General features: G+C 66.3%; 12 protein-coding genes. 5 read left to right on the top strand and 7 right to left on the bottom strand.

Annotation, left to right across the window (positions count from 1 at the left end):
• The first annotated feature begins 134 nt into the window (after nt 1-134).
• Nucleotides 135-1,418, top strand: coding sequence for an NAD(P)/FAD-dependent oxidoreductase (locus tag KMZ68_RS03375; protein WP_215614487.1), 1,284 nt, complete (start codon nt 135-137; stop codon nt 1,416-1,418).
• A gap of 137 nt (nt 1,419-1,555) precedes the next feature.
• Here KMZ68_RS03375 and KMZ68_RS03370 read toward each other — a convergent pair whose 3' ends face one another.
• Together KMZ68_RS03370 and KMZ68_RS03365 are read right to left on the bottom strand one after the other, a co-directional pair.
• Complete coding sequence (locus tag KMZ68_RS03370) at nt 1,556-3,421, bottom strand: feruloyl-CoA synthase (RefSeq protein ID WP_249779511.1); 1,866 nt, start codon at nt 3,419-3,421, stop codon at nt 1,556-1,558.
• A 130-nt stretch (nt 3,422-3,551) separates the two neighbouring features.
• Nucleotides 3,552-4,763, bottom strand: coding sequence for an ABC transporter substrate-binding protein (locus KMZ68_RS03365; RefSeq protein WP_215616176.1), 1,212 nt, complete (start codon nt 4,761-4,763; stop codon nt 3,552-3,554).
• 126 nt (nt 4,764-4,889) lie between these two features.
• Between KMZ68_RS03365 and KMZ68_RS03360 the strand changes: the two genes are divergently transcribed.
• Nucleotides 4,890-5,519, top strand: coding sequence for a MarR family winged helix-turn-helix transcriptional regulator (locus KMZ68_RS03360; RefSeq protein WP_249779510.1), 630 nt, complete (start codon nt 4,890-4,892; stop codon nt 5,517-5,519).
• 54 nt (nt 5,520-5,573) lie between these two features.
• On the opposite strand, the gene KMZ68_RS03355 is transcribed toward KMZ68_RS03360, so the two are convergent.
• Nucleotides 5,574-6,053, bottom strand: a complete 480-nt coding sequence (locus tag KMZ68_RS03355; RefSeq protein WP_215614486.1) for an SRPBCC family protein — start codon at nt 6,051-6,053, stop codon at nt 5,574-5,576.
• Nucleotides 6,054-6,330: 277 nt separating this feature from the next.
• On the opposite strand from KMZ68_RS03355, the gene KMZ68_RS03350 reads away from it, so the two are divergent.
• The 3 genes from KMZ68_RS03350 to atzF all read left to right on the top strand — a co-directional run bounded on the left by KMZ68_RS03350 (nt 6,331) and on the right by atzF (nt 10,520).
• Nucleotides 6,331-7,050, top strand: coding sequence for a cysteine hydrolase family protein (locus KMZ68_RS03350; protein WP_215614485.1), 720 nt, complete (start codon nt 6,331-6,333; stop codon nt 7,048-7,050).
• The gene (locus KMZ68_RS03345; RefSeq protein ID WP_215614484.1) at nt 7,047-8,699 is read left to right on the top strand and encodes a regulator; all 1,653 of its coding nucleotides are present in this window, start codon (nt 7,047-7,049) and stop codon (nt 8,697-8,699) included. Before KMZ68_RS03350 ends, KMZ68_RS03345 begins: the two co-directional genes overlap by 4 nt.
• A 72-nt stretch (nt 8,700-8,771) precedes the next feature.
• Nucleotides 8,772-10,520 (top strand): allophanate hydrolase, encoded by a 1,749-nt coding sequence (gene atzF, locus KMZ68_RS03340; protein ID WP_249779608.1) that lies wholly within the window; start codon nt 8,772-8,774, stop codon nt 10,518-10,520.
• Between the two features lie 68 nt (nt 10,521-10,588).
• Here atzF and KMZ68_RS03335 read toward each other — a convergent pair whose 3' ends face one another.
• From KMZ68_RS03335 to KMZ68_RS03320, 4 genes are read right to left on the bottom strand one after another with little or no spacing between them, the layout of a single operon-like run.
• The gene (locus KMZ68_RS03335) at nt 10,589-11,326 is read right to left on the bottom strand and encodes a GntR family transcriptional regulator (RefSeq protein ID WP_215614482.1); all 738 of its coding nucleotides are present in this window, start codon (nt 11,324-11,326) and stop codon (nt 10,589-10,591) included.
• Nucleotides 11,323-11,727: an oxalurate catabolism protein HpxZ gene (gene hpxZ / locus KMZ68_RS03330; protein ID WP_215614481.1), complete on the bottom strand. Its 405-nt coding sequence runs from the start codon at nt 11,725-11,727 to the stop codon at nt 11,323-11,325. Before hpxZ ends, KMZ68_RS03335 begins: the two co-directional genes overlap by 4 nt.
• Nucleotide 11,728: 1 nt before the next feature.
• Nucleotides 11,729-13,126, bottom strand: a complete 1,398-nt coding sequence (locus KMZ68_RS03325) for an AtzE family amidohydrolase (RefSeq protein ID WP_215614480.1) — start codon at nt 13,124-13,126, stop codon at nt 11,729-11,731.
• A gap of 7 nt (nt 13,127-13,133) precedes the next feature.
• On the bottom strand, nt 13,134-13,316 hold the full coding sequence (locus KMZ68_RS03320; protein WP_215614479.1) for a DUF4089 domain-containing protein: 183 nt from the start codon (nt 13,314-13,316) through the stop codon (nt 13,134-13,136).
• Nucleotides 13,317-13,326: the final 10 nt, after the last annotated feature.

Below are 13,326 nucleotides of genomic sequence, written 5' to 3'. Positions count from 1 at the left end.
GCCGGCCGGCCATGCGATCGAGCAGCTGCTGACGATGCGCCCGAGCTATCGATCGACAAACCGGGCTTGGCCCGAAGGTCCAAATGCCTGCATAATCCGGCCTGCGGAGAAACCTGAAACCGAAGGCTTGGCCCATGCCCCCCGAACAGGCGCGATCGTCGGACCGTCATCACGTGGTGATCGTCGGCGCCGGCTTCGGCGGGTTGGAGGCGACCTATCGGCTGGCGGGCGCACCGGTCCGCATTACGCTGCTCGACCGCCGCAACCACCATCTGTTCCAGCCGCTGCTCTATCAGGTCGCGACCGCTTCGCTGGCGACCTCGGAGATCGCCTGGCCGATCCGCTATCTCTTGCGCGGTCGGCCTGAAGTGACGACCCTGTTCGCCAACGTGAGCGGCATCGACGTGCAAGGCAAGCGCGTGCTGCTCGACGACGGCGACAGCCTGCCCTACGACACGCTCGTTCTCGCCACTGGCGTGCGGCACGCCTATTTCGGCCACGACGAATGGGAGCCGTTCGCGCCCGGCCTGAAGACGCTGGAGGACGCCACCACGCTGCGGCGGCGGATTCTGGTGGCGTTCGAGCGCGCCGAACGCGAGACCGATCCGCAGCGGCGCGCGGCGCTGCTCACTTTCGTCATCATCGGCGCCGGCCCGACCGGCGTCGAACTCGCCGGCACCATCGCCGAGCTGGCAAAGGACACGCTGCCGCCCGACTTCCGCAACATCGACACCCACAGCACGCGCGTCGTGCTGATCGAGGCGGGGCCGCGCGTGCTGGCGGGCTTTCCCGACGATCTCTCCGCCTACGCGCAGCGCTCGCTCGAAAGCCTCGGCGTCGAAGTGAGGTTGAACGAAGCCGTCACCGAATGCTCGGCCGACGGCGTCGTCTACGGCGGCAAGACGCTGCAGGCGAGGACGTTGATCTGGGCCGCCGGCGTGCGCGCCTCGTCCGCCGCCGAATGGCTCGGCGCGCCTCATGACCGCGCCTTTCGCCTGCAGGTCAACCCCGACCTCACTGTGCCGGGCCATCCCGATATCTTCGCCATCGGCGATACCGTCACCATCAACGGCCCCGACGGCAAACCGGTCCCCGGCATTGCACCGGCGGCCAAGCAACAGGGGCGCTACGTCGCCCAAACCATCAAGGCGCGGTTGCGCGGCGAGACGCTCGGTCCGTTCCACTACAAGCACGCCGGCAGCCTCGCGCAGATCGGCAAGCACAAGGCGGTGATCGATTTCGGCCGCTTCAAGCTGCGCGGGGCGATCGCGTGGTGGATCTGGGGCATCGCCCACATCTATTTCCTGATCGGGCTGCGCAACCGGCTCAGCGTCGCGATCTCCTGGCTGTGGATCCACGCCCGCGACCAGCGCGCTGCGCGCCTGATCACGCAGGGCAGCAGCAAGGTGGCGCGGTGAGGGCTCGGTGCGGTGGCTTCATCCTTCGAGACGCGGCTGCGCCGCTCCTCACATGATGAGGTCCTCCATCTCCTCGTGGCGAGCGCGGCAACGCCGCGCATCTCGAAGGATGAGCGGGCGGCACGCTGGAAAATACGCTAGCCCGCGCACCCGATCCATTCGCCCGACGCATCGTCTTCCAGAACTGCCACCGCCGCCGCGCGGCGCGTCAGCACCGCGCGCTGGTTGATGTAGCCCTTGTCGGTGATCTCGCCGCCGTCGACCGAGGCGGGTTCGGCGAGCAGCAGCGCGCGGGTCGCATGCGCGGAGGAGCCGCCGCCGCTCTGCGCTTTCAGCTTTGCGAGGCCTTGCGCGATGGGGGCACGCACCTTCTCGTTCGCGATCACCTCATGGACGTCGGCGCTGTCGGGCAGGCCGGCATGAGCGCGGCAGGCGGCGATATTGGGAAACACCAGGAAGCGCACGTGATCGCCGCCATGGCCGGTCACGACGATGTCCTGCGCCAGGGGCGCCAGCGCGGCAATGCCGGCGACGCGCAGGGTGCCGACGCTGACCCAGGTGCCGGAATTGAGCTTGAAGTCCTCGGCGACGCGGCCGTCGAAGAAAAGTCCGAGTTCGGGGCGGTCCGGATCGGCAAATGTCACGGCGTCACCGATCAGATAGAAGCCTTCCGCGTCGAACGCCTGCGCGGTCAGCTCCGGCGCCTTCCAGTAGCCCGGCGTGACATTGGGTCCGCGCACGCGCACCTCGAGCTTGTCACCGGACGGCACCAGTTTCAGTTCGGTGCCGGGTATAGGAACGCCGATATTGCCGGATCGCTTCGCCTGGAAATGACAATCGGTGGCGAGCGGCGAGGTCTCGGTGGAGCCCCAGGCCGACACCATCGGCAACGCCCGGCCGGTGGTCTTGATCGACAGCTCCTCCATCGCGTCCCAGAGATTCTGCGGCAACGCCGCGCCGGCATAGAAGGCGAACTTCACCTCGCCGAAGAATTTCCGGCGCAACTCGTCGTCGCCGCGCAATGCCGCGATCAGCATGTCGAAGCCGCGCGGCACGTTGAAGTACACCGTCGGCATCACGCTGCGCAGATTGGCGAGCGAGGTCGCAAACAGGCCCGGCGCCGGCTTGCCGCCGTCGATATAGAGCGTGCCGCCGTTGCGCAGCACCAGGTTGAAATTGTGGTTGGCCCCGAAGGTGTGGCTCCAGGGCAGCCAGTCCAGGATCACCAGATCCTCGCGCGCGCTTTCCAGAAACGTCCAGGTCTGCGCCTTGGCCTGCTGGCTCGAGGTCAGCATGCGCTGGGTGTTGATCACGGCTTTCGGCGTGCCGGTCGAGCCCGAGGTGAACAGGAATTTGGCGATCGTGTCCGGCCCGACCGCCGCGAAGGCTTTTGCGACCGCATCGGTTTCCGGAGTCGCGGCAATGGACCGGAACGAAATCGCGCCGCTGCCGTCAGCGTCGCCGCTGACGATCTCGGCCGTGTGCAGCGGCCTGATCGCCGCCAGCGCCGCGGCGAACGGTTTTGTGCCGGAAACATAGATCGCGCCGGGGTCGAGCAGCTTGATCATGCTCTTGAGCTTGTCGAAATCCTTCGACACCAGCGAATAGGCCGGCGAGATCGCCGCCGCCGGCACGCCGACATGCATGGCGGCGAGCGCGAACAGCGCGTGATCGACGCTGTTGTCGGAGAGAATGACCAGCGGGCGCTCGGCGCTCAAGCCCCGCGCCAGGATCCAGGCGGCTGTGTTGCGCACCCGCCGCAGCGCGTCGCCATAGGTGACGGTCGCCCACGGCGCATCGACACTGGCGCGTTCGCCGAGAAAAATCTTATCGGGCGTTTGCCGCGCCCAGTGCTCGAGCCAGTCGCCGACGCAGCGCGCGTGCGGCTGCAGCAGCATGGACGATTTCACGATGATGCTGCCGTCGGCGCGGCGATCGGCCACGACCGCGGGCGTTGCAAACAGCGTTTCGGAATTCTCGCGACTGGCGGCGGCGATCGTCATGGGTTTCCTCAAGATGCCCTCGTTGGATCAGGGGCTGACATTTACTTTATGCGAGAACGGCGCATCGCGCGCCGTCCCTCGAACGGCCTGACGGTACGCCCGTTCAATGTACACCACCTGATCGAAATCTTCACTTCGCCGCCAGGCGGCAATTGCCTTCGCTTTCCTTGCGGAAAGCATCTTCGCCCGGAAGGGACGAGACCACCTTCAGAAGATCCCATTTGTCCTTGGATTCCTCGGGCTTCTTGACCTCCAGCAGGTACATGGGATGGATCTTCCGCCCGTCGCTGCGGATATGTCCCTTGCCGAACAACGGGTCATCGGTCGGCAGGGCTTTCATGGCCGCGACCACGGATTTTCCATCGGCTGCCGACCCTACCTTGTCGACGGCCTTCAGATAGTGAATGACGGACGCATAGACGCCAGCCTGCATGTCGTTCGGGACGTTGTGCTGCGGGTGCCTCTCGACATACCTCCTGGTGAACGCGCGCGTTCCCTCGTTGAGGTCCCAGTAGAACGGATTCAGGAACTGGGCGCCTTGCGCCAGCTTGAGCGTCAGCGCGGGGATGCTGTTGATGCCAAGGATCAGGCCGACGATTTTCTGCTTGCTGGTCAGGCCGAATTCGGCCGCCTGCTTGATCGAGACGGTCGTATCGTCGCCGGCATTGGCCAGCGCAACGATCTGGGCTCCGGAAGACTGCGCCTGCAGCAGGAACGATGCGTAGTCGGCATTGCCGAGGGGATGGCGGACCGCGCCCAGCACCTGCCCGCCTCCGGCCTTCACCGCTTCGGATCCCTGCTTTTCCAGATCGGCTCCGAACGCATAATCCGCCGTCAGGAAGAACCACGTCTTGCCGCCCTGCGCGAGAACGGCTTTCCCCAGTCCGCGGCCATAGGCGTAGGTATCGTAGGTCCAGTGCACGGTATTCGGCGTGCATTTCTCGCCGGTGAGCAGGGCCGTGCCGGCGCCGGATCCGACGAAGACCTTGTTCTTCTGTTCCGTCATGTTGGCAACGGCCAGGGCGATGGCCGAATTCGGCAAGTCGAAGATCGCGTCGATGTTTTCGGTCTCGTACCAGCGCCGCGCGATATTGACGCCGATGTCGGTCTTGTTCTGGTGGTCGGCGGATATCACCTCGACCTTCTTGCCGGCGGCCTTGCCGCCGTAATCCTCCACGGCCATCTGCGCCGCGACCACCGAGCCGACGCCCTGGAACGAGGCAAATGCCCCCGACTGATCGTTGAGGACGCCTATTCGAATGGTTTCCTGGGCAGATGCGGGCGCCAGGCCGACCGCCGACAGCGCACCCGCAATCGTCAAGGCCCTGCAACAGGCGCGCATCGAGGCGCTGCCCAACAGGCAGCGCAAGCCGGTCCCGAGATCTGATCTCATGGCGTCCCTCCTGGTTTATCGGAGCCGCTCTATCGACGGCTTGACCAATGGCGCCGGCTGTTCGCCGGATGCATTATGTTGCTATCGACAATTGTTGTTGTCAACAACAATACTCGAACCTTGCTTCTGTTTCGCAAAGCCATAAGAAGAAGGGAACCGATGCGGAGAAACCAGGTGTCGACCAGAGCAGCCCGATCCAGGACCGCTATTCCCGCGCGCCCCGCACGGAAGAGCCCAAGGAAAAGCCCAGGCCGGGGCGCGGCCCGCCTTGATGAAGCCGGTTTTGAAGTCGGTCTCGATGCGCTGGTCGGCCACGTCGGCTATTCGATCCGACGCTTCCAGATGTGGATTTTTCAGGACTTCATCAAGACGCTTTCGGCCGTCAATATCCGCCCGGCGCAGTATTCTGTCATGACGGTGATCGGCGCGAACCCGGGCATGACCCAGATGGCCGTCGCCAAGCGGCTCGGCATCGAGCGCGCCCGGCTGGTGCACCTCTTGGACAGTCTCGAGGAGCGCAATCTGGTGAAGCGCGTCCCTTCACGGACCGACCGGCGGTCGCACGCGCTGCATCTGACCCCCGGCGGGCAGGCATCGTTGCGGCAGTTCAAGCTGCTCGCCGCTGAACATGAGCGGCACGTCGACGAAAAGATCGGGCCGGAGAACCGCAGGCGGCTGCTGGAAATTCTCTCCGCATTCCATTGACCGCGGCGCCGGACGCGCGCCACGCCTTCATGCGTCACGGCACGTCGCGCGCACTCATGCGCGCTTGCCTGCCGATGGAGGCGCGCACCGCGCAGCCCAACGCTGCTCGACCTGCCGCTTGATGTTGGCTAGCCCGATCTGCGCCTCCTCGTCGACGCGCTGGATCTGCTCGGCGCTTGCCGCCGTGGGACGGCGGGGGTTGCGGAGGTGCCTCGTATACCGGGTGGCGTCGCCAACGCGTTCGAAAGTATAGCGGACCACGATCGGGCCGATGAAATCGGTATCGGCCTGCACGGTCCAGGCGTTCGGCCGGTCGCTCTCCAGGACCTTCCAGTCCAGCACCACTTCGCCGCGGCGGATGTGCCATTGCTCGCGGAAGGTCTCGCCCGTGCCCAGCGCACGATCGGCACTGTCGATGCGGTGCGACGCCGCCAGCCATTCCGGCCAGGAATTCGGATTGCAGACGTAGTCGTAGACTGCCTCGGGTGGAGCCTCGATCAGGATATCGTGGCGGCGTTCGAAGGAATTCGACATCGGGTACTCCGGGTCAGGCAAGAAAGGAGGTCGCGCCGCTGAGGCTTGTCACCCAAGCTAGTAGACGATTGCAGCCGCGCATCGCAAACGGCACTGCCCACAAATTAATCAAACGCATCACCTGGAAGCGCGCTTGCGGGTCCGGCCACGGCTGCAAGAATAAGCCAAGCATCTGGAAAGATGGATTAATTTGTCGAACTCGATGCCTCTGATCGGCTGTACACAATGGCACACCGCTTGCTTCGATCAGGGAGGGCTTCCCGGAGCGCAGTCAGCCATGGCGACATCAGCAACCACCAGCCTGCTTGCCGCGGAGCCCGATCCGATCGCGCTCGACTGGACGGCGACGGCACTGGTCATCATCGACATGCAGCGCGACTTCCTCGAACCCGGCGGGTTCGGCGAGACGCTCGGCAACGACGTCTCGCAACTGGCGCGCGCGGTGGCACCCTGCGCCGCCGTGCTCGGCGCCGCGCGGGAGGCCGGCATCCTGGTGGTGCACACCCGCGAGGGCCATCTGCCTGATCTGTCCGACGCGCCACCGGCGAAGGTCGAGCGCGGCGCGCCGAGCAAGCGCATCGGCGATCCCGGCCCGATGGGGCGGATCCTGATCCGCGGCGAGGCCGGCCACGACATCATCCCCACGCTCTATCCGCTCGACGACGAGATCGTGATCGACAAGCCCGGCAAGGGCGCGTTCTACGCCACCGAGCTGGGCGACACCCTGCAGAAATATGGCGTCGAGAATTTGCTGGTTTGCGGCGTCACCACCGAGGTCTGCGTCAACACCACCGTGCGCGAGGCCAACGACCGCGGCTACCGCTGCGTCGTGCTGGCGGATTGCTGTGCCTCCTATTTCCCCGAATTCCACGAGATGGGCCTGAGGATGATCAAGGCCCAGGGCGGCATCTTCGGCTGGGTCTCGGACTCCGCCGCGGTTCTCAAGGCAATGGCAGCGGAGACTTCTAACCAACCAACGATGGGGGCATCGCGATGAGCACGACCATGACGGCGAGCAAAGGCGAATTCAAACCTGCATTATGGACGCCGGGCGACTGGAACGCGTTGTTCGGCTTCGGCACCAACATTCTCGTCAATATGCTGGTGCTGACGGGGCTGTTGCGCTTCGTGCTGAAGATGCCGGACTCACTCGTGTTCGGCCGCATCCTGCCGGCGCTCGGCCTCATGATGTGCCTCTCGACATTCTACTATGCGTGGCTGGCCTACCGGCTGGCGCAGAAGACCGGCCGCAGCGACGTCTGCGCGCTGCCCTCGGGCGTCAGCGTGCCGCACATGTTCATCGTCACCTTCGTGATCATGCTGCCGATCACGCTGAAGACCGGGGACCCCATCAAGGGCTGGTCGGCCGGCCTGGTCTGGGTGTTCTTCCAGAGTTTCATCCTGATGATCGGCGGCTTCATCGCGCCGTATATTCGCAGGACCACGCCGCGCGCGGCGCTGCTCGGCACGCTCGCCGGCGTTTCCGTGACCTTCATTTCGATGCGGCCGGCGCTGGAAATGTACATGACGCCGCAGATCGGCCTGGTCTGCTTCGCCATCATCATGGCGAGCTGGTTCGGCGGCGTGAAATATCCGAAGGCGATTCCGGCCGGCCTGGTGGCAATCGCCGCCGGCATGCTGATCGCGTGGGGCTCCAATTTGTTCGGCCTCGGCCTCGGCGGCCTCAGCGTCAAGGGCCTCGGCGATGCCTTCTCGAACTTCGGCTTCTCGGTGCCGCTGCCGGCGTTCGGCCAGCTGTTTTCCGGCTTCGAATTCCTCGGCATCATCCTGGTCACCGCGATTCCGTTCGGCATCTACGACCTGGTCGAAGCCATGGACAATGTCGAGAGCGCGGAAGCCGCGGGCGACGAATATCCGACCACGCGGGTGTTGACCGCCGACGGCGTCGTCAGCCTGATCGGCTGCCTGATGGGCAATCCCTTCATCAACGCGGTCTATATCGGCCATCCCGGCTGGAAGGCGATGGGCGGCCGGATCGGCTATTCGGCGGCGACCGGCATCATGGTGGTGGTGCTGTCCTGGTTCGGCATCATCTCGGTGCTGCTGGCGCTGGTGCCTGTGGTCGCGATCTCGCCGATCCTGCTCTACATCGGCATGCTGATCGGCGCCCAGGCGTTCCAGACCACGCCGGTCAAGCATGCGCCCGCAATCGTACTGGCGCTGACGCCGCATCTGGCGGCCTGGGCCAAGCTGCAGATCGACACCATGCTGGCGTCGACCCTCAGTGCCGCGCAGGCGGTGGGCGGGCTGGCGGCCGACAAGACCAGTGCAGTCAAGACCGCGGCGATTGCGGCGCTGCCGCAACAGGGCGTACTCTATCACGGGCTCGACGTGATGGGCGGCGGCTCGATCCTCACCGGCCTCGTGCTCGGCGCCATCGGCGTCTTCGTCATCGAGCGCGACTTCGTCAAGGCATCGGCGTTCGCGCTGGCCGGCGCGGTGCTGACCTATTTCGGCTTCATGCACGGCGAGGCCGTCGGTATCGGCGGCGGATTGGGGGTAACCCCCGCCGTCGCGCTGGCCTATGTGCTGGTGGCTGCAGTATTCTTCGCGCTGGCGAAACTCGGCACCTCTTCCCTTCCCGTTTCGCAACCGGAGATGCCCCTTGCCGCACCCGCAGAATGAGTTCGTTTCCAACCGGGGCAGCACGTGACTGAAACCGTAGCCGGAATCGTCGCCGCGCATCGCAGCGGCGCCATGTCGCCTGCGCAAACCGTCGCGCGCAGTTTCCAGCGGATCCGCGATCACAACGATCCCGCGGTATTCATCAGCCTGCGCGACGAGAGGCAGGCGCTGGCGGAGGCCGAGGCATTGTCGAACAGGGATGCCGCGCAGTTGCCGCTGTACGGCGTCCCGGTGGCGGTGAAGGACAACATCGACGCAGCCGGCCTGCCCACCACCGCCGCCTGTCCGGCGTTTTCCTACCTGCCGGCCCATGATGCAACGGCTGTCGCCAGGCTGCGCGCGGCCGGCGCCATCGTCATCGGCAAGACCAACCTCGACCAGTTCGCTACCGGCCTGGTCGGCGTGCGCTCGCCCTACGGCATTCCGACCAATCCGGTGCGAGGCGGTCTGATTCCGGGTGGATCGAGTTCGGGCTCGGCAGTCGCCGTGTCGGCAGGACTGGTGCCGCTTTCGCTCGGCACCGACACCGCCGGAAGCGGCCGCGTGCCGGCGATGCTCAACAATATCGTCGGGCTGAAGCCGAGCCTCGGATTGATCTCGGTGTCGGGCGTGGTGCCGGCATGCCGCACGCTGGATTGCGTGTCGATCTTCGCGCTCGGCGTCGACGACGCGATGACCGCGCTTGGCGCCATCGCCGGACCCGACGCGGCCGATCCCTATTCGCGCAACCGGCCACTGGCGCCGATGACGGCGTTTCCGAACCGACTCCGGCTCGGCGTGGCGCGCAACGGCCAGTTGATCTATTTCGGCGACAAGGCTTCCGAACAGGCTTACGGCGAGGCGTTGGAACGCTGGACGGCGCTCGGCGCCACGCTGGTCGAGTTCGACCTCGAACCGTTCTACGAGACCGCGCGGCTGCTCTATGAAGGACCGTGGGTGGCGGAACGCTATCTGGTGATCCGCGACCTCCTGGCGTCATCGCCGGATGCGATCCATCCGGTGACGCGCGAAATCACCATTGCCGGCGCGCGGCTTTCCGCCGCCGACACCTTTGCCGCGCTGTACCGCCTGCAGACGCTGCGCCGGGTCGCCGAGCGCGCCTTCGTCAATATCGATGCGCTGGTGTTGCCGACGGCGCCGACCGCCTACACGACCGCGCAGGTGCTGGCCAATCCGATCGAACTCAACTCCAGGCTCGGCACCTACACCAATTTCGTCAATCTGCTCGACCTCTGCGGCCTGGCGCTGCCGGCGGCGATCCGGCCCGACGGCATTCCGTTCGGCATTACACTGCTGGCGCCCGCCGGGCAGGACGCACGGCTTGCCTCGATCGGCCGGGTGTTTCATGCCGACACGGGCCTTACAATGGGCGCCAAAGGCCTGCCGCAACTGCCGCTCGCGGCGTTGGCCGCGGGCGCGAGCAACGATGAAATCGCCATCGCCGTGGTCGGCGCGCATCTGTCGGGCATGGCGCTGAACGGCGAATTGAAGGCGCTCGGCGGACGCCTGATCGAGGCCACGCTGACCGCGCCCGACTACAAGCTCTATGCGCTTCCCACCACGCCACCGAAGCCGGGCATGCTGCGGGTCGCGGCGGGCGCGGGAACCTCGATCGAGCTGGAACTGTGGGCGCTGTCGGCGGCGAGTTTCGGAAAATTCGTCGCCGCGATCCCGCCGCCGCTGTCGATCGGCACCGTGCGCCTCGCCGACGGCCGCGGCGTGAAAGGCTTTCTCGTCGAGCCCGCCGATATCGGCGCCGCGCGCGACATTTCCGGCTTCGGCGGCTGGCGCGCGTTCATGGCGGAGAAGGTGGCGGTGTGATCAGGGGCGAATGGGGAGTGGCGAGTAGCAAAGAAACCTTCCCTATTCGCTACTCGCCATTCGCCTGCTCACACCGACACCGCGTAGATCTCGTATTCACCACGCACCAGTTCGATATGCGCGCGCATCGCCGCCGCCGCGCCTATCTTGTCGCCGCGCATGATCGCGACCACGACGCGGTCGTGCTCGGCGTGCGATTTCGCCAGCCGCCCGAGATTGCGGAACTGGGCGCGACGGAACGGCTGCACCCGCACCCTGGTGGCCAGCGTCATCTCGGCGATGTAGCCGTTCTGCGAGCCGGCATAGATCGCGTTGTGAAAGCGCTCGTTTACCTCGTGGAAGCGGTCGGGATTGCCGGCATGGCTCAGCACCCGCAACTCCTCGTGGATCGCCTCCAGCCGCTGCCGCTCCGCCGGCGGCATCCGTTCGGCGGCAAGCCCGGCGCACAACGCCTCGAGCTCCGCCATCGCCTCGAACATTCCGGTCAGCCGTTCAAGCGAAGGCCGCGCCACCACGGCGCCGCGATGCGCCCGCGCATCGACCAGACCGCTGGCAGCCAGCTGCCGCAGCGCCTCGCGCACCGGGGTGCGCGAAACGTTGAAACGCCGCGCGATCTCGGTCTCGTCGAGCGAAGCTCCCGGCGGCAGCGCGCCGCGCACAATTTCATCGGCGAGTTGCAGCCGCAATTCCTCCGCGCGCGTGATCTTGTCCGGAATCGGCGAAGGCCGGTCGACGCGGCGAACCACCGTCTCCGCCTCGTGGAGCGGGCGCTGCGACGCGCTGGTCGGGGGATCTTCGAGGCTCATGGCTTTTGACCCGCGTCCTTGGGTTCATCGATGATGCTGACATGGGCGGCGACGATCTTCCAGCCTTCGGGAAACCGCACCCAAGTCTGCATCTGCCGGCCGACGCGGCCGGGCATCGAATCGCGATAGAACAAGGTCGAGGCCACGGCGGCGTCGCGGCCATAGGCGGTGATCACCGTCTGCGCCGTCCGGCGCATCAGCCCGACCGGCGAGCGCGCCGCGCGGAACGCCATGATCGCATCGATGCCGTAGAGATTCTCGCCGATGCCGTAGCGCAGCGTGCGGGAATCGGCACGGAACAATTCGTCGAGCACGGCGACGTCGTTCGACACCAGCGCCTTTTCATAGCGCGCGAACTGCTCGGTCACCTCGGCGAGCACGTCGGGAAGATCGACGTCCATTCTACAACCCTCTCGGCGGCGGCGCGGCAACCACGCCGGCGCGCTCCAGCGCGAAGGCTGCGCGCAGCGCGATATCCTCGCGCCATGGCGCGGCGATGATCTGCACCCCGACCGGCATCGGCTCAAGCGGAACCGGCACCGCCACCACCGGCAGGCCGATGAATGAGATCGGCTGGGTGTGGATGCCGATATTGGCGCGCACCGGCAGCTCGACGCCGTCGAGCACGAAGGTCGCCTGCCCCAGTTTCGGCGCGACGCAGGGCGTCGCCGGCGCGATGATCACGTCGACCGTCCTGAACAACTCCAGCACCTGGGCGCGATACCAGCGGCGGAATTTCTGCGCGCGGTCGACCAAAGGCGCCGGAACCATGGCGCCCGCCAGCAGGCGGTCGCGCACCGCCGGATCGAAATCGTTCGGCCGGCGGCGCAGCCGGTCGAGATGCAGCGAGGCGCCTTCGGTGGTCGAGATGACGTAGGCGGCGGCGCGGGCGCGCGCGGCCTCGGGAATTTCGATGGTTCGCGTGGCGCCCAGCCCCGTGGCGACGCGGGCGACGGCCTCAACCGCTTCGGGGAAAACGTTGTTCTGGAAATATCCGCCGGCAATGGCGATACGAAGCCCGCCGACGTCCTGCGAAAGCAGCGGCGCGACCGGCTCGACGGGACGCGTGCTGCACGCCGCATCGTCGGCGTCCGGCCCCTGCATCGCGTCATAGGCCAGCGCGAGATCGCCGACATTGCGCGCGAACGGGCCGAGATGATCGAAGCTCGCCACGAACGGGAACGAGCGCGCGCGCGACAGCCGGCCATAGGTCGGCTTCAGTCCAAAGATGCCGCAGAACGACGACGGCACCCGGATCGAGCCGTTGGTGTCGGAGCCGAGCGCCAGCGGCACCAACCGGCCGCCGACCGCGCTGCCGGAGCCGCCCGACGAGCCGCCGCTCATCCGCGTCGGATCGTGCGGATTGCGCGACGGGCCATCATGTACGTTTTCGCCGGTGAAGTCGTAGGCGTATTCGCCCATATTGAGCGCGCCGACCAGCACCGCACCGGCCGCTTCCATGCGCTCGATCAGCGTAGCATCGCGCCGTGACGGCGCAAGATCGCGATTGATCTTCGATCCGGCGCGGGTGGAGAGTCCCTCAACGTCGAACAGGTTCTTGACCGCGAACGGCACGCCGGCGAGCGGGCCGACGCTCTTGCCGGCCGCAAGCGCATCATCGACCGCCCGCGCCCTTTTGCGCGCGCGCTCGGCCGTGACGTCGGTGAAGGCATTCAGGATAGAATCGTGCCTTGCTATGCGCGCCAGCGCCGATTCGGTGACGCTGACGGCGGACATCTTGCCACCAGAGACGCCCCGCGCGATTGCCGAGGCCGACAGCTCATCGGAGTTTGCGGTCATGGCGATTTCAGGCTGCGAAGACACTGGCCGGCTCGGTTTCATCAGGCAGCGGGAATTCGTCGACCAGCCGGGCCAGTCGCAGCGACACCTCGAGATTGGCCCTGACCGCCGGCCGCCAGGCATCGTCGATCGGCAGCGCCAGCGCCTTGGCTACGGCGTCCATGTAAGCATCGAGCGGATCGGCGGTCATTCATTCTCCC

This window comes from Bradyrhizobium sediminis, from assembly GCF_018736105.1.
Taxonomy (GTDB): Bacteria; Pseudomonadota; Alphaproteobacteria; order Rhizobiales; family Xanthobacteraceae; genus Bradyrhizobium.
The sequence above is the reverse complement of the archived record's forward strand: the minus strand, read 5'-3'. Positions and strand labels throughout refer to the sequence as shown.